General features: G+C 70.9%; 18 protein-coding genes. 10 read left to right on the forward strand and 8 right to left on the reverse strand.

Features of this window, described 5'->3' with window-relative positions:
• The first annotated feature begins 269 nt into the window (after window positions 1-269).
• On the forward strand, window positions 270-1,313 hold the full coding sequence (locus ACFWV8_RS08680; protein WP_384199015.1) for a serine hydrolase domain-containing protein: 1,044 nt from the start codon (window positions 270-272) through the stop codon (window positions 1,311-1,313).
• A 180-nt stretch (window positions 1,314-1,493) separates the two neighbouring features.
• Here ACFWV8_RS08680 and ACFWV8_RS08685 read toward each other — a convergent pair whose 3' ends face one another.
• The gene (locus tag ACFWV8_RS08685) at window positions 1,494-3,851 is read right to left on the reverse strand and encodes an AbfB domain-containing protein (protein ID WP_384199016.1); all 2,358 of its coding nucleotides are present in this window, start codon (window positions 3,849-3,851) and stop codon (window positions 1,494-1,496) included.
• Window positions 3,852-4,079: 228 nt separating this feature from the next.
• Between ACFWV8_RS08685 and ACFWV8_RS08690 the strand changes: the two genes are divergently transcribed.
• Together ACFWV8_RS08690 and ACFWV8_RS08695 are read left to right on the forward strand one after the other, a co-directional pair.
• Entirely contained in the window at window positions 4,080-4,394 is a 315-nt protein-coding gene (locus ACFWV8_RS08690; protein WP_384199017.1) for a nuclear transport factor 2 family protein, read from the forward strand.
• Between the two features lie 212 nt (window positions 4,395-4,606).
• Entirely contained in the window at window positions 4,607-5,101 is a 495-nt protein-coding gene (locus ACFWV8_RS08695) for a hypothetical protein (RefSeq protein ID WP_329377781.1), read from the forward strand.
• Window positions 5,102-5,170: 69 nt separating this feature from the next.
• Here the strand turns inward: ACFWV8_RS08695 and ACFWV8_RS08700 are convergent, their stop codons facing one another.
• Entirely contained in the window at window positions 5,171-5,575 is a 405-nt protein-coding gene (locus ACFWV8_RS08700; protein WP_384199018.1) for a cupin domain-containing protein, read from the reverse strand.
• 52 nt (window positions 5,576-5,627) lie between these two features.
• Here ACFWV8_RS08700 and ACFWV8_RS08705 point away from each other — a divergent pair, with 52 nt between their 5' ends.
• On the forward strand, window positions 5,628-6,629 hold the full coding sequence (locus ACFWV8_RS08705) for a GlxA family transcriptional regulator (RefSeq protein WP_384199019.1): 1,002 nt from the start codon (window positions 5,628-5,630) through the stop codon (window positions 6,627-6,629).
• A gap of 11 nt (window positions 6,630-6,640) precedes the next feature.
• Here the strand turns inward: ACFWV8_RS08705 and ligA are convergent, their stop codons facing one another.
• The 3 genes from ligA to hemC all read right to left on the reverse strand — a co-directional run bounded on the left by ligA (window position 6,641) and on the right by hemC (window position 10,860).
• Window positions 6,641-8,800, reverse strand: coding sequence for an NAD-dependent DNA ligase LigA (ligA, locus tag ACFWV8_RS08710; protein ID WP_384199020.1), 2,160 nt, complete (start codon window positions 8,798-8,800; stop codon window positions 6,641-6,643).
• A 90-nt stretch (window positions 8,801-8,890) separates the two neighbouring features.
• Window positions 8,891-9,814, reverse strand: a complete 924-nt coding sequence (locus tag ACFWV8_RS08715; RefSeq protein ID WP_384199021.1) for an LLM class F420-dependent oxidoreductase — start codon at window positions 9,812-9,814, stop codon at window positions 8,891-8,893.
• Window positions 9,815-9,924: 110 nt separating this feature from the next.
• Window positions 9,925-10,860: a hydroxymethylbilane synthase gene (gene hemC, locus ACFWV8_RS08720; RefSeq protein ID WP_384199022.1), complete on the reverse strand. Its 936-nt coding sequence runs from the start codon at window positions 10,858-10,860 to the stop codon at window positions 9,925-9,927.
• A 339-nt stretch (window positions 10,861-11,199) separates the two neighbouring features.
• On the opposite strand from hemC, the gene ACFWV8_RS08725 reads away from it, so the two are divergent.
• Together ACFWV8_RS08725 and ACFWV8_RS08730 are read left to right on the forward strand one after the other, a co-directional pair.
• Window positions 11,200-12,408 carry a cytochrome P450 gene (locus ACFWV8_RS08725; protein ID WP_384199023.1) on the forward strand — a complete coding sequence of 403 codons (1,209 nt, stop codon included), beginning with the start codon at window positions 11,200-11,202 and terminating at the stop codon, window positions 12,406-12,408.
• Between the two features lie 10 nt (window positions 12,409-12,418).
• Window positions 12,419-13,546: a type III polyketide synthase gene (locus ACFWV8_RS08730; protein ID WP_384199024.1), complete on the forward strand. Its 1,128-nt coding sequence runs from the start codon at window positions 12,419-12,421 to the stop codon at window positions 13,544-13,546.
• A gap of 91 nt (window positions 13,547-13,637) precedes the next feature.
• Here ACFWV8_RS08730 and ACFWV8_RS08735 read toward each other — a convergent pair whose 3' ends face one another.
• Entirely contained in the window at window positions 13,638-13,973 is a 336-nt protein-coding gene (locus ACFWV8_RS08735) for a trypco2 family protein (RefSeq protein WP_384199025.1), read from the reverse strand.
• A gap of 63 nt (window positions 13,974-14,036) precedes the next feature.
• Between ACFWV8_RS08735 and ACFWV8_RS08740 the strand changes: the two genes are divergently transcribed.
• The 4 genes from ACFWV8_RS08740 to ACFWV8_RS08755 all read left to right on the forward strand — a co-directional run bounded on the left by ACFWV8_RS08740 (window position 14,037) and on the right by ACFWV8_RS08755 (window position 21,173).
• On the forward strand, window positions 14,037-17,963 hold the full coding sequence (locus ACFWV8_RS08740) for a tetratricopeptide repeat protein (protein WP_384199026.1): 3,927 nt from the start codon (window positions 14,037-14,039) through the stop codon (window positions 17,961-17,963).
• On the forward strand, window positions 17,963-19,099 hold the full coding sequence (locus ACFWV8_RS08745; RefSeq protein WP_384199027.1) for a hypothetical protein: 1,137 nt from the start codon (window positions 17,963-17,965) through the stop codon (window positions 19,097-19,099). Before ACFWV8_RS08740 ends, ACFWV8_RS08745 begins: the two co-directional genes overlap by 1 nt.
• On the forward strand, window positions 19,096-20,394 hold the full coding sequence (locus tag ACFWV8_RS08750) for a hypothetical protein (protein WP_384199028.1): 1,299 nt from the start codon (window positions 19,096-19,098) through the stop codon (window positions 20,392-20,394). Before ACFWV8_RS08745 ends, ACFWV8_RS08750 begins: the two co-directional genes overlap by 4 nt.
• 68 nt (window positions 20,395-20,462) lie before the next feature.
• Entirely contained in the window at window positions 20,463-21,173 is a 711-nt protein-coding gene (locus tag ACFWV8_RS08755; RefSeq protein ID WP_384199029.1) for an SGNH/GDSL hydrolase family protein, read from the forward strand.
• Here ACFWV8_RS08755 and ACFWV8_RS08760 read toward each other — a convergent pair.
• Both ACFWV8_RS08760 and ACFWV8_RS08765 read right to left on the reverse strand, forming a co-directional pair.
• Window positions 21,134-22,855, reverse strand: coding sequence for an FAD-dependent oxidoreductase (locus ACFWV8_RS08760; RefSeq protein WP_384199030.1), 1,722 nt, complete (start codon window positions 22,853-22,855; stop codon window positions 21,134-21,136). The two genes, ACFWV8_RS08755 and ACFWV8_RS08760, sit on opposite strands and share 40 nt — an antisense overlap.
• Window positions 22,855-23,118, reverse strand: coding sequence for a UBP-type zinc finger domain-containing protein (locus ACFWV8_RS08765; protein ID WP_329377812.1), 264 nt, complete (start codon window positions 23,116-23,118; stop codon window positions 22,855-22,857). Before ACFWV8_RS08765 ends, ACFWV8_RS08760 begins: the two co-directional genes overlap by 1 nt.

The following is a 23,118-nucleotide window of genomic DNA, read 5'->3' on the forward strand; positions in this document are numbered from 1 at the left end:
CAGGGGGCCGCGAGGGGCGGTCCGGTGGAGGAATCGCGGCTACCGACACCCACCTGGGATTGCGTTCGCACACTGAACAAATGCCGCGGTCACGGGAGATGACGGGGCGTCATGACGGCAGACCCTGCGGACAGCCGCAACGGCACGGTGGAGGTGGCTACACCCCCCGATGTGGCGTCCAGCCCCCCTGATCTCACGGCCCCGAGGGATCAAGCTCGTCTCATCGGCCGGGACGTTGCCGGGGGGCCACGTACAAGGAGGGATTCACCATGAGCCGCGAGATGACCGCCGCAGCCACGGAGACCGAGACCAGGACCGACAACAGGACCGACAACGGGACCAAGACCGCGACCCTGACCTGGCCGCGGACCGGTGCCGGTACGGGCATCACCGGCGCGGGCAGGCACGGCCGCCGTGTGGTGGTCGCCGCGCTGCTGGCGCCAGCGCTCCTCGCCACGGCCGCCCCCGCCGCCACCGCGCGGGAGGCGAGGACCGGCGGCGTACAGCACCAACTCGACGTGCTGGTTGAGCGGGACGGGGCGCCGGGCGCCCTCGCGTATGTCAACGGCCGGACGTACACGGCGGGGACGGCACAGGCCGGGACAGGGCGGCCGGCTGTCGACACCGACGCGCGCTTCCGACTGGCCGGCGACACCAAGGCGTTCACCGCGGCCGCGGTGATGGGGCTCGTGGCCGACGGCAAGGTACGGCTCGACTCGCCCGCCCGGCGCTATGTCCCGCAGCTGGGGGAAAACCCCGTCACCGTACGGGAGTTGCTGAAGCAGCGGAGCGGACTGCCCGAGTACACCGGCCTGATCGACTGGAGCGGCGGCCCGTACACGGACGAGGACCGCCTCGCGCTCGCGCTGGCCGCGGACCAGGACTTCGAACCGGGCGCCGACTGGGCGTACTCCAACACCAACTATCTGGTCCTGGGCCTCCTCATCGACAACACGTCGGGCGAGAACCACCGCGACCACATCGAACGGACCGTGCTGGGCCCCCTCGGCCTCAAGGACACGTACTGGCCGGCACGCGGCGAGCCGACCCCGCACGGCCTGTCCGGGCCCTCCGGCGGCCTGGTGTCCACCCAGAGTGACCTCAACGCCTTCTGGGAGGGGCTCTTCGATGGCCGGCTGCTGCCCGGCTGGGCTGTGCGGCAGATGACGAACGACACGACGGACGTCGGCGGGCGGGACGTCTATCCGCGGGGCAGCCGTTACGGGTACGGGGTTGCGAGCATCCCGCTGAGCGGCTTACGGGGGACCGTGGACGCGGCACTGCGCTCGGGGCGCAAGGGCGTGTCTCAGTAGCGCCGTTGTCGTCGTTCGGGGCAAGCGATACTTCGGGGCGGGCGATGCTTCGGGGCGGGCGGTGTTCCGGGTCGGGTGATGCTTCGGGTCGGGCTGTGTTTCGGGTCGAGCGGTGCCGCTCCTGAGCGGGAGCGGCACCGCCGGACATCCGCCTGGGTCATCCCTCCGAGGGCCCCTTGTTCAGCCCACCCAGGGGTTGTCGACGGACCAGATCGTGTCCTCCGTGAACGAGGCCGGATTGTCCCAGGCCCGCGCACCGCCCCGAGTCGCCATCCACACCTCCGAGTTGATGTGCCGCAGATAGGTGCCGGCCATGTTGTACGAAGCCAGCCGCACTCCCCCGGCGGCGGGCAGCGCGCAGAACGTGGCATCGGCCCGGAAGAGCGCCGATCCGTCGCCCGCCTCCTTGTAGACGCGGAAGTCGCGGTGCCGCAGATACTGCCCGGGATAGTTGCGGGACTCGAAGGAGTAGCAGCCGCTGCCCGCGAGCCCGGGGACGATCTTCCAGGTGGCGTCGTTCTTCAGCAGGGCGTCGCTGTTCGCGTCGACGGGCGCGGTGAAGGCGAGCCCGTCCTGATGGCGGAGGTACTTGCCGGTGTGACCGGGCGTGGTCACCCGCAGCGACTTGTGCTGGCCGGTGGGCAGCGTGACGGGTGGCGGCGGGTTGCGCGAGGCTTGGACGAGGGCGAGGTTGGCGGCCCGGAGCCGGGCCGCGTCGACCTTGACCACCTGCCGGTCGTACGTCAGCAGGCCGTTGGCCTCGTTCTCCACATCGGTGATCTCGGTGTAGACGGACGCGGACAGTCCGCTGGGCATCTGATTCTCCCGGATGGTGTCGATGAGGCCGACAAGGCGGTTGTCGAGCGCGGCGACGCTCGCCTGGTCCTCGTAGCTGAAACCGCCGCCGGGGTACCACTCGTGTCCGGGCACCTTCCAGCCCAGCCCGCCGAACTCACCGAGGACGGCCGCCCGGGTGGCGGTCGGTGTCGTGGTGCCGGGACCGACGTAGACATGGTTGTCGATGACGTCGCCGTTGCCACCGTCCACGGAGCCGCAGCAGTTGACGCCGCTCATGTTGTTGACGAGGCGGGAGGGATCGTACGCCTTGACCTCGTTCGCGATCCTGGCCTGGTCGTACTGTCCCCAGCCCTCGTTCTGATTGACCCACATGACCAGTGAAGGCGAGCTGCGGTGCTGGTCGATGATCCGGTCGTACTCGGCCTCCCACTGCACACGCGCGGCGCTGTCGGGGGTCCGGGTGTCCATGGCGGGCATGTCCTGCCACACCAGCAGACCGAGCCGGTCCGCCCAGTAGAACCAGCGCTGCGGCTCCACCTTGATGTGCTTGCGGACCATGTTGAAGCCGAGGTCCTTGTGCTTCTGGAGGTCGTACCGCAGCGCCTCGTCACTGGGCGCGGTGTAGATGCCGTCCGGCCAGTAGCCCTGGTCGAGCGTGCCGGTCTGGAAGACGAACTCGCCGTTGAGGAGCGGGCGTTGGACCCCACCGATCTTGCCGACGGAGATGGAGCGCATCCCGGCGTAACTGCCGACCGAGTCGAGGGTCGTGCCGCCGCCCGTGCCCGGCAGCAGATCGGCCCGCACGTCGTACAGGAACGGATCCTCGGGGGTCCACAGACGCGGGTTCGGGATCGCCACCGAGAGCTGGCTGTTCACGGGGCCGGTGGCGGTGGCCACGGTCGTACCGCCGGAGGAGACCGTCACCCTGGCCGTCCGGCCCGCGGCGCCGGCGCCTCGGACGGTCACCTTCAGCGTGCTGTCGGAGAGGCTGGGCACCATGTCGAGGCCGGTGATGTGGGCGGAGGCGGTGGGCTCCAGCCAGACGGTCTGCCAGATGCCGGACGCCGCCGTGTAGAAGATGCCGCCGCCGGGATGCGGGGTGACGTCGTTGATCCGCTGCTTGCCGACGGCCTGACCGCCGGTCTGGGAAGGGTCGAAGACGGAGACGACGACGGTGTTGGTGCCGCCCGGCGTCAGCAGCGGCGTGATGTCGTAGGTGAACGCGTCGAAGCCGCCGCTGTGGGCCGCGCCGGCCTGCCGGCCGTTGACCCAGACCGTGGTCTGCCAGTCACTGGCCCCGAAGTTGAGCTGGACACGGCGGCCGTTCCAGTCCGCCGGCACGGTGAAGTTCCGCTTGTACCAGAGCTTGTCGCTCTGGGTGATCTTGCGCTGGATCCCGGAGAGGGCCGACTCGGCGACGAACGGGACCCTGATCTGCTCGGGGAAGGTGGCGGGCTGCCCGGCGTTCGCGCCGGTGAGCGCGAAGTCCCAGATGCCGTTGAGGTTGACCCAGTCGGGGCGGGTGAGCTGGGGGCGCGGATACTCCGGCAGCGGGTTGTCGACCGGGACCTGATTGGTCCACGGGGTGGTCATCGGGGACGGTTTGGGCTGCCAGGCGGCGGACTTCGCCTCGGCGGGGCCGGCGGTCATCACCAGGCTCGCGCAGAGGAGGAGCAGTGCGCCGAGCCAGGCGCTCGCGCGGCGCGGCAGCGAGGCGTACGGGTCGTACGAGGCGTGCATGGTCGATTGCCCTCCTCGGTCATACGGGCGAGGACGGTGCTGATGCGGCCCGTAGGCATCTCTTACATCGTTGGAAGGGGGCTGTACACCCTCGCCGCACGGCCGGTTGCCGCCGGGCTGCGGGGCCCGGCGGCAGGCGTGATGATGGCACTGCCCGGGGCACCGTCCGTGCGGCGGGCAGCGCTGTCGGCGTACGCGCGACGAACCCAGTCACCAGGAGGACCACTCATGAGCGTCACCCCCGAAGACCAGACGGTCGCCGCGTTCGTCTCGGCGATCAACGGCGGCGACCGCGACGCCCTGTTCGCCCTTCTCACCCCGGACGCCACGATGTCCGACGACGGCAGCGAACGGGACCTCACGGCCTGGGTGGACAAGGAGATCTTCTCCGCCGACGGCCGGATGGACGTCGAGACCGTCTCCGACGGGGGCCGCGCCCTGAAGGCGACGTTCACGAACGCGACGTACGGCACCATGCGGACGCGCTGGGCCTTCACCGTCTCCGACGGCCGTATCAGCCACTTCGAAACGGGCCAGGCCTAGAGTCTGTCCGGCGGATCCGGGATGGACCAGTCCCCGGAAGGGACGGAACCGCAGGCTCCCACTGCCCCCGGCGTCCTCGTACGCGCTCAGCACCCGCACCCGGGCCCCGTCCTCGCTGACGTCGGTCTGCCACAGCGATGAGTCCGCGAGGAATTCCGGGTCACTACCGGCAGAGGGCAGGACTGCCGACGAACCGCGAAGAGGAGAAACCGATGCGCCATCCGACACCCCACCCCGCGCTGAGCCGCCTGGACGCTCTCGTGGGCGAGTGGGACATGTGGGCGGCCGGACACCGGGCGGGGCCGGTCCGGACCGAGTTCGCGTGGCTGGAGGGCGGCGCTTATCTGGTCCAGCGCGCGGACCTGGGGCCCTCGACTGTGCTTCCGCCGGAGTGGGGAGAGAACGCGCCCTTCCCGACGAGCACGATCACCGGCTACGACGACACGTCCGACGAGTTCACCACGCTGTACGCCGACGGCCGGGGCGTCGCACGCGTCTACCGTACGAGCCTGGGCGCCGGCGTCTGGAAGCAGTGGCGCGCGGCGGCCGGCTTCCACCAGCGCTTCAGCGCGACCTTCAACGAGGCCGGCGACACGATAAGGGGCGGCTGGGAGCGCTCGGAGGACGGCGAGTTCTGGGCGACCGACTTCGACGTGACGTACGTCCGCCCCGGCGTCCGCCCGCCGTCGCCGGACGGACCGGCGTAGCCGACGCCGACGTCTCCCCGGCAGCGCGCCGCGAGCCGGACGCCACCTTCCGGACTCGCCCCGACGGCGTCACGCGCCGAGTTGGTGGCCCGTCGTCGCGTCGACATGGGCGGGGATCTCGTCGTGGCGGTCGCCGACCGTCGACGTGCCGGAGGGTTCGAACATCATGATCGCCGTGCGGGAGGCGGCGTACGGCTTGTGCTCCGTGCCACGGGGGACCGTGAACACCGCTCCTCGCGGCAGCGTGACCGTGCGCTCGCCCCCAGGCTCGCGCAACGAGATCTGAAGCTCCCCTTCGAGGACCAGAAAGAACTCGTCGGTGTCCTCGTGGACATGCCAGACATGCTCGCCCTCGACCTTGGCGACGCGTACGTCGTAGTCGTTGACACGCGTCACGATACGAGGGCTCCACAGGTCGTCGAAGGAGGTCAGCGCCTTGTCGAGGGAGATGGGCAGGTCGGTTTCATCGCTCATGCGGCCATGCTCGCCCGTTCCGCGCCGCCGACGTGAGTGCTAGGAATTGCATATGACGCAAGAATCCTCGCAGCGCCCGCGCCGGGGTGCCTCTGGGCGCATCCACCGCGTCGTGGTGATCGTGGACGAGAACTCGAACCCGTTCGAGCTCGGCTGCGCGACCGAGATCTTCGGCCTGCGCAGGCCCGAGATCGGCCGCGACCTCTACGACTTCCGCCTCTGCTCCCCCGAGCCCAACACCCTGATGCGGGACGGATTCTTCACGCTCACGGGCGTCGCCGAGCTGTCGGTGGCGGACACGGCGGACACCTTGATCGTCCCCAACCGGCCCGACGTCGAGGTGCCCCGCCGCACGGCCGTGCTCGACGCCGTACGGCGGGCCCACGCACGCGGCGCGCGCCTGGTCGGCTTCTGCAGCGGCGCCTTCACCCTCGCCGAGGCGGGGGTCCTGGACGGGCGCCGGGCCACGGCGCACTGGCAGTGGGCCGACTCCTTCCGGGCCCGCTTCCCCTCCGTACAGCTCGAATCGGACGTGCTGTTCGTGGACGACGGCGACATCCTCACGGCGGCGGGGAGCGCCGCCGCGCTCGACCTCGGGCTGCATGTGGTCCGCCGCGACCACGGCGCCGAGGTCGCCAACTCGGTGAGCCGGCGGCTGGTCTTCGCGGCGCACCGGGACGGCGGGCAGCGGCAGTTCGTGGAGCGTCCGGTGCCCGATGTACCGGACGAGTCGCTGGCGCCCGTGCTGGCCTGGGCGCAGGAGCGGCTGGACGCCCCGCTCGCGGTCGCGGACCTCGCGGCACGCGCCTCGGTCAGCGCCGCGACGCTGCACCGCCGCTTCCAGGCGCAACTGGGCACCACGCCGCTGGCCTGGCTCACCGGTGAACGGGTCGCCCTCGCCTGCCGGTTGATCGAACGGGGCGAGTCACGCTTCGAGTGGGTGGCGCGCCGCAGCGGCCTCGGTACGGCCACGAATCTGCGGACACTCATCCGCCGCGAGACCGGCCTGACACCGTCGGCCTACCAGCGCCGGTTCGGCCCAGGACCGGCCTGACGCCGGCCGGTTCACGCCGCCACGCCCGCGCCATCCGCAGCGTCGGCGACCTCCTGACCGTCGCCATCGGTATCCCCATCGCCGACGAGAAGCTCCGCGATCAGCTCCGCGAACTCGTCCGGCGATGCTATGCGCGTCCCGAGCAGCTCGGCCTTCTCCCGCTTGGATCCGGCGTTCTCCCCCGCGACCAGCAACGACGTGCGCTTGGAGACGCTGGAGGAGGACTTGCCGCCCGCCCGCTCGATCAGTTCGTTCATCTGGTTGCGGGAGAGTTTCTCCAGGGGACCCGTCATCGCGCCCGTGACGACGACGGTCATCCCGTCCAACGGACCGCTGCGCGCCGCGACTTCGCCATCCTCCGAGGCCACCGGATCGTCGGACGGAGGCGTCGCACCGGGCTCGGTCATGTTGACCCCGGCGGCACGCAGCTTCTCGATGAGCTCCGCCAGCTCGGCCAGCTCCGCCACGATCGTCGGGGCCTTCTCGACGCCGATCCCGTCGACACGCTGCATCGCCTCCTCGTCGGCGGCACACAACACGTCCATGGACGCGAAGTGCCGTGCGATCCGGCGCGACATGGAGCGGCCGGTGCCACGTACGCCGAGGGCGGCCAGGACGCGGGACAGCGGCTGCCCCTTGGCCCGCTCGATCGCGGCGAGGAGATTGTCCGTGCTGGTCTCGCCCATCCGGTCGAGCCCGAGGATCTGCTCACGGGTGAGGGTGAACAGGTCGCCGATGTCGGCGATGAGACCGGAGTCGACGAGTTGGACGACGCGGGTCGCGCCCAGGCCCTCGATGTCGAACTGGTCGCGTCCGGCGGCGTACGAGATGGAGGCGACGACATGGCAGTTACGGCCCCGGGCACAGCGCCACCGCTGCTCCGAGGTGTCGATCTCCGAGCCGCACTGGGGGCACACCTCGGGGAAGCCGATGGCCTTCTCGTCGCCGGTACGCAGGTGCGCCACGGGCGCCTCGACCCGGGGGATGATGTCGCCCGCCTTGTAGACCATCACGTGGTCGCCGATCCGCAGGTCCCGCCGGGTGATGTCGTTCGGGTTGTGGAGGGTGGCGTAGGTGACGGTCGATCCGTCTATCTCGACCGGTTCCAGGACGGCGCGGGGTGCGATGGTGCCGGTCCGGCCGACGTTCCACTCCACGTCCAGCAGCCGGGTCACCTTCTCGACCGCCGGCAGCTTCCAGGCGATGGCCCAGCGGGGCGCGCGGGAGCCCGATCCGGCGGCCAGCTGGTCCGCGGCGCGGTCGGCCTTGATGACGATGCCGTCGATTCCGAAAGGCAGCTCGGGCCGGAGCGCCGCGATCTCCTCCACCCGCAGGCGCACGGCCTCGGCGTCGGTCACCGTCCTGGGCGGGACGGTGGTGCCGCCCGTCGTATGCACACCCAATCCCCCCACGTACGTGAGCACCTCGCTGTGCGGCAGCTCCACGAACGAGGCGGCCAGGTCGTCACCGGTCCCGGCGAGGGGCAGGGCCGCGTACGCGAAGAACGTCATCTCCACCTGGTACGGACGGTCCTTGGCCCGGACGCTCCCGGCCGCTGCGCTGCGCGGGTTGGCGAACGGCGTCCCGCCGTGGCTCGTGCGCAGGGTGTTGGCCCGCTCGAACTGGTCGGTGGTCATCAGGACCTCGCCCCGCACTTCGAGCGTGACCGGCCTCCCGAGCCGGTCGGGCAGGCCCGTGATCATCCCGATCGCGTGCGAGACGTCCTCGCCCGCAAGCCCGTCCCCGCGCGTGATGAGCCGGGCCAGCCGGCCCTCCTCGTACCTGGCGGCGACGGCCAGGCCGTCCAGCTTCGGCTCGACACTCCAGCGCTCGACCGGGCGCCCGATCCGCCGCTCCACCGACGCGGCCCATACGGTGAATTCGGCACCGCCGAAAACATTGTCCAGCGACAGCATCGGCACCGTGTGCGGTACGTCCCCGACGACGGCGCCGCCCGCCACCTTCCCGCTGGGCGAGTCGGCGGAGATCTCGCCCGGGTGAGCCTCCTCGTAGGCGGCTATGCCCCGCGCCAGACGGTCGTAGGCGTCGTCGTCGAGGGCGCTCTCGCCCGTCGCGTAGTAAGCGGCGGCGGCCTTCGTCGCGGTCTCGACCGCGACGGCGTAGGCGGCTGCGTCGACAAGTACGGCTGCGGGTGTCGTCATGTCCCTCATCTTGCCGCCCACCACTGACAATGCCCCCGCCTGAGCCGCTGACAGGGGCCTGACCAGGGGCTTTGTCAGTGACGCGCGCTGAGTGCCCGGTCAGCCGGCCAGTTCGCCGAGGAGGTCCCAGGTACGGCGCCGGTCGGCGTCCCCCGCGATCTCCGTGCCCGAGAACACCACCTCCGTCGCACCGGCGTCCCGGTAGCGGCGCACCTCCGCGGCCACCGTCCGCTCGTCACCGATCACCGCGACGTCGACGGCACGCTTGGCGCCGGAGAGTTCGATGACGCGCGCGTAGGACGGGATCTGCTCGTAGAACGCGAGCGCTTCGGTGGCCCTCTCGCGTACGGCGTCGACGTCGTCGGTGACCACACCGTGCACGAGGGCCACGATCCGGGGCGCGGGACGGCCGGCGGCCTCCGCCGCCGCGGTGACGGCCGGCACGATGTGCTCGGCCAGCGCGCGCGGCCCGGCGAGGTACGGCAGGATCCCGTCCGCCAGTTCACCGCTGGCACGAAGAGCCTGCGGGCCCATCGCGGCGACCAGGATCGGTACCCCGGAGTCGGCTCCCGGTACCCGCGCCGGGACGAGGGCGTGTGCGTTGAGCAGTTCGCCGTCGAAGTCGGCGTTTCCGGTCTCGGTCAACTGCCTGAGGATGGTGAGGAATTCACGCAGCCGCGCGACGGGGCGTTCGAACGGGATGCCGAAGCCGCCCTCGGTGAGGAGCTTGGTGCCAAGAGCGAGGCCGAGATGGTAGCGGCCGTGCGTGGCCGCCTGCGCGGTGAGTGCCTGGCTGGAGACGGTCAGCGGGTGCCGTCCGAATACGGGTATCGCGGACGTACCCACCTGGAGGGCCGGTACCTCACGTCCCACGATCGCCGCGAGTTGCGGCGAGTCGGCGCCGAAGGTCTGGCCGAACCAGGCGGAGCGCAGTCCCGCCGCCGCGGCCTCCTCGGCGAGCCGTACGGTGGCGTCGATCTGGTTGTCGGGATCCGTCGTGTTGAGTGCTACTCCCACAGTCATGTCTGCGAGAACCCGCGCCCGCCGGTCTCACATTCCGCTGTTGTGTGACGGCTGTGTGTCATCTCGCCGTGGGCGAACCGGTCTTGGCCGCCGATGCGTGAGAAGGACCCTCAGTGCGCGATGGAGTCGATCAGCTCGCGCGCCCCCTGCCGGAGCAGGGCCACGGCCACCGACGTGCCGAGGGTCGCCGGGTCGAGCGGGCCCGCCCACTCGTGCGCGTTGAGGACCGTCTTGCCGTCCGGGGTGAAGACCCGGGCGCGCAGGGAGAGACCGCCGCTGCGCTCCGCGTGCGCGAATCCGGCGATCGGGCTGTTGCAGTGTCCCTGGAGGACATGGAGGAACATCCGCTCGGCGGAGGCTTCCCTGTACGTGTCCGGGTCGCCGAGCCCGGAGACGGCGTCGATGGTGTCGGTGTCGTCCTCGCGGCACTGGAGGGCGAGGATCCCGGCGCCGATGGGCGGGCACATGAGGTCCACCGGCAGGGCTTCGGTGATGACGTCGGTGCGCCCGATCCGCTCCAGGCCGGCGACGGCCAGCAGCAGGGCGTCGGCCTCACCGGCCGCGAGCTTCTCCAGCCGGCGGTTGGCGTTGCCGCGCATCGGTACGCAGATGAGGTGCGGGTGGGAGGCGGCGAGCTGGGCGACGCGCCGGACGGACGACGTACCGATCCTGGTGCCCGCGGGCAGCTCGTCGAGGGTGTGTCCGCCGGGGTGGACGAGGGCGTCGCGGATGTCGTCCCTCTTCAGGAAGGCGGCGAAGACGGTCCAGGCGGGCAGCGGCCGGTCGGCGGGGACGTCCTTGACGCAGTGCACCGCGAGGTCGGCCTGTCCGGCGAGGAGGGCGGCGTCGACCTCCTTGGTGAAGGCGCCCTTCCCTTCCACCAGCGAGAGGTCGCCCATCCACTTGTCGCCGGTGGTCTTGACCGGGACGACCTCGGTCGCGATGCCGGGGTGGAGCGCGGTCAGTTCGGCGCGCACTCGCTCCACCTGTGCGAGCGCCATCGGCGAGTCGCGGGAGACGATGCGGATCAGTTCTGGGGTGGACATGGCGTTCACCCTAGAGCCTCGGGAGTGCGCTCCCGGCACCCGCCCCGGCCGCCCATCACACCCGCGCGGAGCGCGCGTTGACCGTCTCGGTCAGGTGTGCGAGAGAAGCTGCCGCGGCAGGCTCGGCGGAGCGATGTAAAGACGACGTAAGCAGATGGCCGAATGTACGACCACGTCTCTTCGAAGCCCGCACACGGTGTCGGACCGAGTGCGCCCGAATCCGCCGGTTACCCGTACAGGTGAGCTTGGCATCGCGGCGCATGGCGGCTCTCCAGGTACGGAATGAACTCAGAGCCAACGTCACCGTGAGTGACCATTCTTGCCCGTGGGAGTGCCGTGATGACCGGCGTGGACTCAGTACAGACCTGCCCCTTCCGCCATGACGAGGCCCTGGAACCCGACCCCTTCATGGCCAGGATGCGTGTGGAGGCGCCCGTCGCCCGTGTGCGCATGCCGTACGGCGAGGGTGAATGCTGGCTGGTGACGCGGTACGAGGACGTGAAGACCGTCACCTCGGACCGCCGCTTCAGCAGAGCCGCCCTGATCGGGCGGGACTTCCCCCGGATCACTCCGGCGCCCATCGCGCAGTCCGAGTCGATCAACCTGATGGACCCGCCCGCGCTCAACAGGGTGCGCAAGCTGATCACCAAGGCCTTCACCACCCCGCAGGTGGAGGCGCTGCGCCCGTGGACCCAGCGGACGGTGGACGGTCTGCTGGACACCATGGCCAGAAGCGGCGCTCCGGCCGACATCGCCGACCATCTCGCGGACCGGCTGCCGCTGATGACGATCTGCGAGCTGCTGGACGTACCGGAGGCGGACCGCCCTCAACTGCGGCAGCGCGCCATGGACATGATGTCCATGAACGCCGCCGACCGGAATTCGGCGGTCGAGGCGAAGGCATGGCTGCGTGCCTACTTCTCGGAGCTGACAGCTGAGCGGCGGCGGTCCCCCGGCAAGGACCTGATCAGCGGCCTCGCCACGGCACGTATCGGCGACGAGACGCTCGACGCGGACGAACTCGCCGTGCTGGCCATGCTCCTGGTGATCACCGGTCACGACACCACCACGTACAACATCAGCAACATCGTCTACACGCTGCTGACTCAGCCCGAGCGCGCGGCCGAGCTGCGCGCCCGGCCCGAACTGCTTCCGCAGGCCCTGGAGGAACTGCTGCGCCACATCCCCTTCCGCCAGGGCGTCGGCATCCCCCGCGTCGCGACGGAGGACGTCGAGTTCGACGGGGTCGTCATCAAGGCCGGCGACACGGTCCATGTGTCCTATCTGACGGCCAACCGTGACGAACTCGCCTACGACCGCCCCGACGAGCTCGACTTCCACCGCGAGAACCCCGCCGTGCACATGACCTTCGGTTATGGCAGCCACCACTGCCTGGGCGCCCACCTGGCGCGCATGGTGCTCCAAGTCGCCATCGGCACACTGCTCAACCGTTTTCCCGACCTTCGTCTGGCCGTCCCGGCGGAGGAGGTGCGGTGGAACACCGTCTCGATCTGGCGATACCCGCTCGCCCTGCCGGTCACCTGGTAAGGAGCTGATCATGGCAACTCTGTGCAGGCCCGCCATCGCAGTCCCCGAGCACGTCATCACGCTGGAACAGACCGTGGAGCTGGCACGGGAGCTCCACCCCGACCATCCCCAACTCGAACTCGCGGTACGGCTCATCAGCAACACCGGTGTCCGCACCAGACGTCTGGTGCAGCCCATCGAGACGACTCTTCGGCATCCGGGCTTCACCACTCGTAACGCCGTCTACGAGGCGGAGGCGAAGAGGCGGGTGCCGGAGGCCGTACTCCGTGCGCTGGACCACGCCGAACTGACGCCGCGGGACATCGACATGATCGTCTACGTGTCGTGCACCGGCTTCATGATGCCCTCGATGACCGCGTGGCTCATCAACACCATGGGCTTCACGTCGGAGACCCGGCAGCTGCCGATCGCTCAACTGGGCTGCGCCGCGGGCGGTGCGGCCATCAACCGGGCGCACGACTTCTGCTCCGCGTATCCGGAGGCGAACGTACTGATCGTGTGCTGCGAGTTCTGCTCGCTCTGCTACCAGCCGACGGACCTCGCGGTGGGCAATCTGCTCTCCAACGGCCTCTTCGGGGACGCCGTCGCCGCCGCGGTGGTACGGGGCGAGGGAGGCACCGGCGTACGTCTGGAGCGCAACGGCTCTCATCTGGTGCCCGACACGGAGGACTGGATCTCCTACGCGGTGCGTGACACCGGATTCCACTTCATGCTCGACAAGCGGGTGCCCGGCACGATGTCCGTACTCGCGCCCGCCATGCGGGAGATGGCAGAACCGCACGACTGGGACGTGTCCGGACTGGACTTCTACATCGTGCACGCCGGAGGCCCCAGGATCCTGGACGACCTCTGCCAGTACCTCGACGTACCGGCGGAGATGTTCCGCTACAGCAGGGCGACCCTCACCGAGCGCGGCAACATCGCGAGCGCGGTCGTCTTCGACGCGCTGGACCGGTTCTTCGAGGACGGTGGGGCCGAGCACGGTGCGCGCGGGGTGATCGCCGGCTTCGGGCCCGGCATCACGGCCGAACTGTCCCTCGGCACCTGGTCGGTGGCAGGCCGGGAGAGCGGACGGATCGAACGGGAAGTGATCCTGCCGGCGCCGGTCCTGATGGCGGGCTCGGACGCGGCCGGCTGATCCGGCCCGGCAGCCGGACCACCGCTGTCCTCAGGTGCCGGACGGGACCCCCGTCCCGTCCGGCACCTCGCGGAGCACCCCCTCGACGCGGCTATCTCGGGCCGCCCACCCGGTAGCCAGGACCTTCCGGCGGATCGTCCCTGTCGTGCGGCATCAGCTCGATCTCGATGCGGTGCATGCTCTCGTGCGCCGCCGTCCCGCCCGCCTCCGCGGTGACGACGCCGATGCTCAGCCCGCCCTTGCCGGTGCCCTCGCGCCGTACCTGCACCGAGAATTCGACGTGTACCCGCTCCACCCGGAACTGGAGCCCGCTGTCACGCCCGCCCCGCCGCGCCTCCTCCAGCTCCTCGCGGATCCGGCCGATCACCTCGGCGAGACCCACGGTCTCCTCGCCGTCGTGCCCTCCACGTCCGCCACGCGCGCTCATTCCGACCCCCCTGGTCACACAGCGGGGGCTCATTGTCACACCCCGTGGTTATTGTTGAGCAGTATGAGGCAGCTGGAGACCACGTCCAACTCCCCGTCGCAGGAGGACCCTTGGCGGGTCCGGCTGGTCGAGGGGGAGAACAGTGCCGCGCCGCCGCTCGGGGCGGGCGTGCTGCTGCCAGGCGGGCTCGTGCTCACCTGCGCCCATGTGGTGCTGTCCAAACCCCGTCGCGGGAGCGGCGGTTCGCGGGACGCCGCGAGGCGCGACGATCCGCCCCGGCCGGTCGCGCCGCTGTACGCGGAGTTCCCCGGCACCCGCGGGGATCCGCCCCCGCGCCTGCGCGCCGAGGTACTGGCCGACCAGCTCAAGCCGCCGACCTCGACTTTCAGCGCCGACATCGCCCTGCTGCGGCTGGCCTCCGTGCCTCGGGTGGAGACCGCCGTGCTGCACCGCCAGATCCCGGCTCTCAACGAACTGGTGCACTCCGTCGGGTACACGGACCAGCTGCCCGGCGGCGAGACGATCAACGCGCGGCTCATGGGGCGCGGCGGCCCCGCGCGCTATTCCGAATGGGTCCAGCTCAACCCGGTCGACGAGTCCTTCGCGGTACGCCCCGGTTACAGCGGCGGCGGCGTGGTCCACACCCGCACGGGCGGGGTCATCGGCATCATGACGTACCGGTACAAGGACCACCGGTTCTCGGTCGACTACGCGTACATGATCCCGACCGAGACGATTCTGCGGTATCTGTCGGTCCTGCGGCCCCGGCCGGCCGGTCATCAGGACGAGTTGAAGGTGACGGGGCGCGCCGCCCTGTCGCACACCATCCCGTTCGATCCGCCCAGGAGCGGATCGAACCGCGCGCTCGCCCTGCGCCGCAAGGTGACCCACTGGCTCATCGACGCGGCTCCGGCGACGGGCGCGGCATCGGCCCCCGCCTCCGCCCCGGTCTCGGATCCCGTCTCCGGGGCCGACCCGGCGGCCGGCAGGCGCACCGCCACGGAACCGGTGGAGCTGGTCTTCGCCCGCGACGGCCGTCCCGACGACATCTCGGCGGTCTACGCCACGCTCAACCTGGCCGACCGTGAACGCAATCCGCGGCCGGCCGATCGGGGCGACCCCACCGAACCGCCGGTCGGCTCGATCGACATGGCCGTGGACGCACAGGGCCGGACGGCCGGACAGCTCATCGCGCGCACCGCCGAGCGCGTCGGCCTGGTAGGTCCGTCGGGGCCCACCGGACCGTACGACGACGAGGGACCGCACGAAGAGCACGGACCGGACGAGCACGAGGGGCCGGACGAGCGCGACCGCCTGCTGGCGCGGATCGCCGGGGACAGCCCGCCGATCTCCGCCGCCTTCCTCTCGGTCGACAGGGCGGCGCCGACGGGCGAGGCGGTGCTGCCGCTGCTGAAAGCGTTACGGAAGGGCCGGCTGACCCGCTTGCTGCTCGTCTTCCGCGACCCGGCGTCCCCCCTGCTCGAAGGCGTCGTGGACACGCTGCTCGACGACGGGTGGGCCGAGCGCCGCACGACGTCCCTCGCGGCGCGGCTCGCCGTGCTCGCCGAGCTGGAGAAGAGGTTCCGCAGGCTGTACGCGCACTCCGGCGACCGGGGCGTCACCGACGCGCCCCGGCCGGTGTATCGCCAACTGTCCTCCCGGCTGGCCGAGTTGCGCACGGACGGGGAGGTGCCGCACAGGAGCGCCGCTCTCGCCTACGACCTCTTCCTGCTCGACATCGCAGTCGAGGAAGCGCTCCAGGCGGCCGGGTCCGCCGTACGACTCCTCGACCGCCCCAACTCACCGGGTGAGTACGTGGTGAATCCGTCAGGTGGCGGCCTCACCGATCTGCCGCACATCACCGTCGACGATCCCGACGCCTTCGTGGAGCCCGAGCCCGGCTCGGGACCGGGGCCCGGCCCGGGGACTCCGACGGAACCGGAGGCCGGTCTCGTACGAGGCCAGGAGCTCCACCAGCAGTACAAAGTCGTCGGACTGCTCGGCGAGGGCAGTTACGGCCAGGTGTATCTGGCCCGCGACCAGATGCTGGACAACCGTCCGGTGGCCCTGAAGGGCGTACGGGACCCCGACGACCCGACCGACCGCTGGATCTCGCGCCTGGAACTGCTCCGGCTGGTCAGCCTCAACCACCCCTCGATCATCAAGGTGTTCAACTACGCCCGGCATCCCGGCCACCCCGAGCAGCCCGAACACCCGGCCAACAAGGCCCGGTTCATCGTGATGGAGTTCGCGGACGGGGCGCCGCTCCAGTGGGTCGCCGAGCAGATCGCGCGCGACGCGGCGCCCTTCGACGGCTACCGCGTCCATGAGTTCATCGCCGTCTACGGGCTGCTGATCCTGGACGCGCTCCGCCATCTGCACGAGGACGAGGGCTTCGTCTACGGCGACCTGTCCCTCACCAACGTCATCCACTGCGGCAGCGGCATCAAGCTCATCGATGTCGCGGGCGTACGGAAGATCGGCCACGCCGGCCCGGTCACGTATCCGGCACCCGAGCTCGGCAGTTCCACCAAGGTGACGGTGGCGGCCGATCTGTACGCGGTCGGGGCCGTCCTCCAGGAGCTGCTCGACCGGGTCCCCGCGCGTCCCGCCGACCTCGGTACGACCTCACTCCAGCGCGTCCTGCACCGGGCACGGGCACCGCGCCCCGAGGACCGGTTCGCCGACGCGCAGGAGATGTCCGTCCAGCTCCGCGGCGTGCTGCGCGAGTTGCGCTCGCTGCGTCTCGACGAGGAGACGTTCGAGCCCTCACCCCTGTTCGCGGTCGCGCCCGCCGCGCTCGACGGCGAACTCGGCAAGGCGCCGCCCCTCGAACAGTGGCGGCAGGGCGGGAACGGCAAACGGCCCCTGGCCATACGGCCGCCGGAACCGGCCGAGGTGGCCGTGGGCCTGCCCGTGCCCAAGGTGAGCCGCCAGGACCCCAACTGGAAGGAGCTCCAGCGCACGTCGTACGACGATCCGGCCGGGCTGCTCCAACTCAGCGCCGACTGGCAGCTCTCCCCCGAACTGGCGCTCCTGCGCTGCCGTCTCCATCTGGAGGTGAGCCGCTACCGGTCGGCCGACGCGGGCGGCCATCTGGCGTCCGCCACGGCCGAGTTGAGGCGGGCCGAGGCCGCCGTCGGCACCCTCGCCGAGTCCGACTGGCGGCTGCGCTGGCACCAGGGTCTGCTCCATCTGGCCAGGAACGACACGGCGTCGGCGCTGCGCTCCTTCGACCAGGTCTACGCGGCGATTCCCGGCGAGTACGCGCCGAAGCTCGCGCTCGGCTACTGCCACGAGGTCCTCGACCACCCGCGCGAGGCGATGGTGTTCTACAGTGCGGTGTGGAAGCGCAACCACGCGCTGGGCAGTGCCGCCTTCGGCCTGGCCCGTATCCATCTGGCCGACGGTGACACCCGGCTCGCCCTCGGCCGGCTCGAAGCCGTTCCCGCCGACTCGCGGCATCGCACCGCCGCCCGCACGGGTATGGCGCGTATCCACGCGGACCTGCCGGCCGACGGTGCTCCGCCGACCGTGGCCGCCGTCAAGAAGGCGTACGAGTCTCTGCACCGGCTCGCCAGATACGAGGGGATGACGGACCGTCAGGCCCAGGACCGGCTGCGCACCGATCTGCTGGAGCTGTTGCTGCGACTGGTCACCACTCCCCCGGAGCCGGATCCGCTCGGCGCGCTCCGCGAGGCGCTGGACGCGGAGATCCCGATCCCTCGCACCGAGCACGAGCTGCGGAAACAGCTGGGCGCGGGCTACGAACGGCTCTCCGAGCAGGTGCCCCGCACCACCCTGCGCGAGCACAGGACGCTGGAGAGAGCCCTGCTCGACAACGCCTACCGCACCCGGCCGTACGCGTTCGCCCACAGCAGGGGCGAGCAACGCCAGGGCCGGCTGCGGGGCTGGCGGCCCGGCCGGCTGCGCGCCGCCCGGCCGACGGACCCGCAGCCGGGGGCGGACGCCGCCGGCGGGGAGCGCTGATGGGCCGCCGGTTCACCGTGCCCGCGCCGCTCCGGACCGCCCGGACAGCGGGGCGGTCGGCCGGGCGGGCCGTGTGGCGGTCGACGGGGCGGCCGATGTGGCGCTGGTCCTCCGGCCGCAGGCCGACCGCGGACACGCGACGGCACACCGCCCCGTTCCTGTTCAGCCGCATGCTGCTGCTGCCGGCGCTCGCGCTGACCGTCCTGGCGCTCGCCGGGACGGCGTATCTCGACCTGCACGGCCGTACGCAGCAACTGCGCGAGCGCTACGCCCCCGCCATGGTCGAACTGGCCCATGCCAGAACGTCGTTGGCCCTCGCGGACGCCGAAGCCACCCGGCGCCTCGGCGACAACGGCAGGGATCCGCTGCTCCAGACCGATCTCGTCGGGCTCGGCGAGAAGTATCCGTCGCTGCTGACCGAGGCGGCACAGAGCCTCAACAACGCGGCACAGACCAAGGCGCTGCGCACCGCCCAGGAGCAGGAGGTACGTGTGGTGTCCGGGCTCGTGGTCGCATACGACGACTGGATACGCTGGTCCGACAGCCATCACGAGAGCAAGGCCCTGCGCACGGCCGGGCTGGACTACGCGGAGAGTCTGCTGCGCGACACCGGCACCCCCGCCGAGCCCATGGCCGTGCTCAACCGCATCAAGGCCCTCGAAGGTGAGCTGGACGCGGACGCGTCGGAGCTCTCGGGCTGGAGCGCGCTCTCCGCCGTGACGGCGTCGGGCGCCCTGCTGGCCGTGCTGGTCTTCGTGTTCACCGTCGTCGGCACACTGGACTTCATCCGCGACCGGTTACATGTACGGAGCCTGCTGCTGATCCTGTACGCGCTGCCGGTCCCGCTGGTCCTCGGCGTACTCGTCCTCGGCGCCCTCGGCCAGCACCGCGCGCAGCGGGAAGTGCGGGAGGCGGGCGTCGAGCTGGCCGCGGTGAGCGCGACGGCGAAGGCCGATCCGACGATCGACGCTCTGGACGAGCGACTGGCCGTCGAGCTGCGCGGCACCCACCCGGGCGGCTGGGCGCTGGCGGCCGAAGTCTCCCTGATGGTCGGCTCGGTGGGCGCGGTGGCGTCCGGTTTCACGCTGTTCCACTACGGCCGCGGACACTTGAAGATCTTCTGGAGGACGCCGTGAGGGCTCCGTACCGGCTCTTCCGCACGGTGCTCGCGGGCGCCCTCCTCGCCGGGGCGGCCGTCGTCTCGGCGGGCTGCGCGGCCGAGGACGAGCCGACGCTGGTGGTCCTCGGTCCCTGGACGGACGGCGAGGAGAAGCCGTTCAGGAAGACGCTCGCGAAGATAGGCGAGCGGACGGGCCGGCATTACGTCTACAAGGGCACGCGCTCGCTGCGCGAGACACTGGTGGCGCAGCTGCGGACGGACGCCCCGCCCGACGTGGCGATCCTCAACGGCCCCGGCGAGCTGGCCGAGTACGCGCTCAACGGGGACGCTCGGCCGCTTGAGGGAGACGTGGAGGACAAGGCCGTCGCGCCGTGGGCACCGAGCTTTCCCGTCACGACGACCAAGGGCACGGAGACACACGCGTACTGGGTTCCGATCCGGGTGGACCTGAAATCCATCGTCTGGAGCAGAGCGGGCGAGGCGGACGCGGGGCCCGAGGACGCCGTGTGGTGCCTGGGCATGGCCTCGGGCGCGACATCCGGGTGGCCGGGCACGGACTGGATCGAGGACCTGCTGCTGCAACGGCAGGGCCACGCGGTGTACGAGCAGTTCGCCACCGGCCAACTGCCGTGGGACAAAAGGCCCGTGAAGCGGGCATGGCAGGACTGGGCCGCTCTGCTCGCCACCGACGAGCCCGCGAACGGCGTGGACTCGCTCACCACGCACTTCGAGAATCTGGGCGCCGGCAGATACGGGCTGCTGAAAGCCAAGGACTGCACCCGCGAGCACCAGGGTTCCTTCATCGGCCGCCATTACGGCGACGACGTGAGGCCCGCTCCGACCGCCGACTTCGTCGAGGGGCTGCCGCGGGGCCGAAACGTGTTCGAGGTCTCGGGCGACATGGCCGCGGTGTTCAAGCCGAGCGACGCGGCGTGGGAACTGCTGCTGGAACTCACCTCGCCGCGGACGCAGGCCGACTGGGTCGAGGCGGCGGGTCCGGGGGAACGCCCGTACTTCCCGTCCGGTACGTCGGGTACGGCGGGTACGACCGGCGGGAAAGCCCCGACGGGGGCTTCGGCGGACGTGCTGCGGATGCTCGACGGCGCGGACCAGATCTGCGTCGACGCGTCGGACGCCATGCCGTCGACGCTGCGGGGCGCCTTCCAGCGGGCCGTACTGGAATTCCTGGAGAAGCCGCAGGACACCGTGGCGCTCGACGGCCTGCTCGCGCAACTGGAGGCCGAGCGGCTGTTGCAGCGCGAACCCGACGCGTTCGTCCTGGACGATCTCTGCGACGCACCGCCGGGCTGACGGCCCGGCGCACGACACTCCGGCGTGGCGTTGTGCAGTGTGCGCACGATCGATCGTACTTTTACGCCATGACGACTGCGGCGAAGGCCCTCACCGAAGAGACCGATCCCTTCTGCCTCTCCCCGGCACGTGCCGCGCGGCTCCTCGCCGGTGCGCCGTGGCGACGGTTCGCGGTGGCCGGGGACAGCCTGGCCGCCGGCACCGGTGACCCGAGCCCCGGCTACGCGAACCTGCCGTGGGCGGAGCGGGTCGCCGGCGTACTGCGCGGCGTCCGCCCCGAGTTGGTCTATCTGAACACCGGCACGCCCGGAGCGACCGCCGCCGACACGCTGGCCGGGCAGCTGGACGAGATCGTCGCGTTCGGCCCCGATCTGCTCCATGTCTCCTGCGGCGCCAACGACTTGTTCCGGCGGCGGCCGGACTTCGGCATCGTCGAGCGCACGGTGCGGCAGGTGTTCGAGCGCGCGGCGGGGACCGGGGCGCGGCTGACGACTGTCACGCTCGGCAGGGCGTTCGACATTCCCGCCATCCCGGATTTCCCGCGGCGGGTGCGGACACTCAACGAGATCACGCGCGGACTGGCGGTCGAGTACGACATGGTGCTCGTCGACATGTGGGACCACCCGCTCAACGCGCGCCCGGATCTGCTGAGCGAGGACCGTATCCATTTCTCGACGTCCGGCCAGGCGGTGCTGGCGTCCGAGGTGGTGAAGTCACTCGCGGACGCGGCCGGGCGCCGTCAGGGCGGGCCGAAGCCCTCGCGAGCACGCCGTTCCTGAATGAGGCGGACCGCCATCGCGCCCTCACCGACCGCGGACGCCACGCGCTTGACCGAGCCGCCGCGTACGTCGCCGGCGGCGAACACCCCGGTGAGCGCTGTCTCCAGCATCAGCGGGGCGGGGGTCAGCGACCGCCTGGGCACCGGACTGGTCGAAGCGAAGGCGTCGGGCCCGCACAGGACGAAGCCGCGCTCGTCGAGGGGAAGCGTGTCCTTGAGCCAGCCGGTGTGGGGGCTGACCCCGATGAAGACGAAGAGCGCCCGCACCCGCGTACGGCTCCGCTCTCCGGTGCGGTTGTTCTCCACCGTGAGCGCTTCGAGCGAGTTCCGCCCGTGCGCTTCCCGGACCTCGGTGTGCGGACGCACCTCCACTCGTGGGTGGCGTTCGATCTGGTCCACCAGATAGCGGGACATGGAGGCTCCCAACTCACCACCGCGCAAGAGAAGTTGGACGTTGGGTGTGAACCGGGCGAGGAAGAGCGCCGCCTCGCCGGCCGAGTTGCCGCCGCCGACCACCGCGACCGGATTGTCGCCGCACTGCCGGACCTCCTCCAGTGTGGCGGTGTAGTGGACGCTCCCTCCTGCGAGACGCTCGACGCCCGGGGCGGTCAGCCTCCGGTAGTGGGCGCCGGTGGCCACGACGATGTGGTGCCCGGCCGCCTCCGTACCGTCGGCGAAGGTGACGACGTAATGGCCGTCGCTCTCGCGCAGGGCGATCGCCTTGGCGGGCACGGTGATGGCCACGCCGAACTTCCGGGCCTGGACGACGGCGCGTTCCACCAGTCCGCCGCCCGAGATCCCGGTGGGGAAGCCGAGATAGTTCTCGATACGAGCGGACGTGGCGGCCTGACCGCCGGTGGCCACGCTGTCGACCAGCGCCGTCGTCAGTCCCTCCGACGCGCCGTAGACCGCGGCGGCCAGGCCGGCGGGTCCGGCGCCGACCACCAGCAGGTCGCGCACATGGTCGGGCGGTACGCCGGTAGCGGGCACGCCGATGAGAGCGGCCAGTTCCGCGTTCCCGGGGTTGCGCAGGATGTGCCGGCCGCCCCACAGGACGACGGGGGTCTTCTCGGGTGTGAGGCCGAACCGGCTGAGGAGCGCGTCGGCGCCGTGGTCGCGTTCCAGATCGGTCCAGCGGTACGGCAGTTGGTTGCGGGCGGCGAACTCGCGCAGCCTGCGGCTGTCGCCGGAGTATCCGGAGCCGATGATCTGGAAGCCGACGCCCTCGCCGACATGCAGTTCACGGCGGACGAGGCAGGCCTGGAGTACGAGGTCCCCGAAGTCCGGTTCCCGGACGACGAGTTCGCGCAGTCTGTCGACGGGGAGGGTCAGCACGTCGCCGGGTTCGCGGGCGATCACGGTGTAGAAGGCCGCCCGGCCTTCGAGGAGTCCGAGTTCGCCGAGGAACCGGCCGGGGCCATGGACCCGGATCTCCTGCTCGTCCGGGCTGCCGGGGCCTTTCACGACGACGACCGAACCGCGCAGGATCACCAGAAACCGCTCGCAGGTCTCCCCTTCCACGAAGAGGCGTTCGCCTTCCTCGAAGGTGCGGCGGCGGGCGCCGGACCGCGCGAGCATGTCGATCTGTCCCGGGCTCAGCCGGGGGTAGGCACCGTTGAGATCGGGCGTCTCGTCGAGCGGCGGCGCGGGCATCTCGTCGCCCCGCACATCGTCGGCGGACATCAGACGAGTGCCTCGTGGAGATAGCACCAGCGCCAGTCCTGGCGCGGCACGAAGGGCTCCACGATCGGGTGGCCGTCGATACGCGCGTGGTGACGGGCGTGCTTGAGCGGCGAGGAGTCGCAGCACCCGACATGCCCGCAGGTCAGACAGAGACGCAGCTGCACCCAGGGCGTCCCCAGCCGCAGGCACTCCTCACAGCCCTCCGGGGTGAGCGGCTCGACGGACCGCACCATGGACAGATGCGGGTCGACTCCGATGCTCAT

It is taken from the genome of Streptomyces sp. NPDC058665 (assembly GCF_042714995.1).
Lineage (GTDB): Bacteria > Actinomycetota > Actinomycetes > Streptomycetales > Streptomycetaceae > Streptomyces.

Coding starts and splice junctions, on each gene's coding strand:
- ACFWV8_RS08700 (WP_384199018.1), bottom strand. CDS start 5,575: ATGAGCGATGAAACCGACCTGCCCATCTCCCTCGACAAGGCGCTGACC.
- ACFWV8_RS08695 (WP_329377781.1), top strand. CDS start 4,607: ATGCGCCATCCGACACCCCACCCCGCGCTGAGCCGCCTGGACGCTCTC.
- ACFWV8_RS08760 (WP_384199030.1), bottom strand. CDS start 22,855: ATGTCCGCCGACGATGTGCGGGGCGACGAGATGCCCGCGCCGCCGCTC.
- ACFWV8_RS08730 (WP_384199024.1), top strand. CDS start 12,419: ATGGCAACTCTGTGCAGGCCCGCCATCGCAGTCCCCGAGCACGTCATC.
- ACFWV8_RS08725 (WP_384199023.1), top strand. CDS start 11,200: ATGACCGGCGTGGACTCAGTACAGACCTGCCCCTTCCGCCATGACGAG.
- ACFWV8_RS08705 (WP_384199019.1), top strand. CDS start 5,628: ATGACGCAAGAATCCTCGCAGCGCCCGCGCCGGGGTGCCTCTGGGCGC.
- ACFWV8_RS08740 (WP_384199026.1), top strand. CDS start 14,037: ATGAGGCAGCTGGAGACCACGTCCAACTCCCCGTCGCAGGAGGACCCT.
- ACFWV8_RS08680 (WP_384199015.1), top strand. CDS start 270: ATGAGCCGCGAGATGACCGCCGCAGCCACGGAGACCGAGACCAGGACC.
- ACFWV8_RS08755 (WP_384199029.1), top strand. CDS start 20,463: ATGACGACTGCGGCGAAGGCCCTCACCGAAGAGACCGATCCCTTCTGC.
- ACFWV8_RS08690 (WP_384199017.1), top strand. CDS start 4,080: ATGAGCGTCACCCCCGAAGACCAGACGGTCGCCGCGTTCGTCTCGGCG.
- ACFWV8_RS08685 (WP_384199016.1), bottom strand. CDS start 3,851: ATGCACGCCTCGTACGACCCGTACGCCTCGCTGCCGCGCCGCGCGAGC.
- ACFWV8_RS08745 (WP_384199027.1), top strand. CDS start 17,963: ATGGGCCGCCGGTTCACCGTGCCCGCGCCGCTCCGGACCGCCCGGACA.
- ACFWV8_RS08715 (WP_384199021.1), bottom strand. CDS start 9,814: ATGACTGTGGGAGTAGCACTCAACACGACGGATCCCGACAACCAGATC.
- hemC (WP_384199022.1), bottom strand. CDS start 10,860: ATGTCCACCCCAGAACTGATCCGCATCGTCTCCCGCGACTCGCCGATG.
- ACFWV8_RS08735 (WP_384199025.1), bottom strand. CDS start 13,973: ATGAGCGCGCGTGGCGGACGTGGAGGGCACGACGGCGAGGAGACCGTG.
- ACFWV8_RS08765 (WP_329377812.1), bottom strand. CDS start 23,118: ATGAGCATCGGAGTCGACCCGCATCTGTCCATGGTGCGGTCCGTCGAG.
- ligA (WP_384199020.1), bottom strand. CDS start 8,800: ATGAGGGACATGACGACACCCGCAGCCGTACTTGTCGACGCAGCCGCC.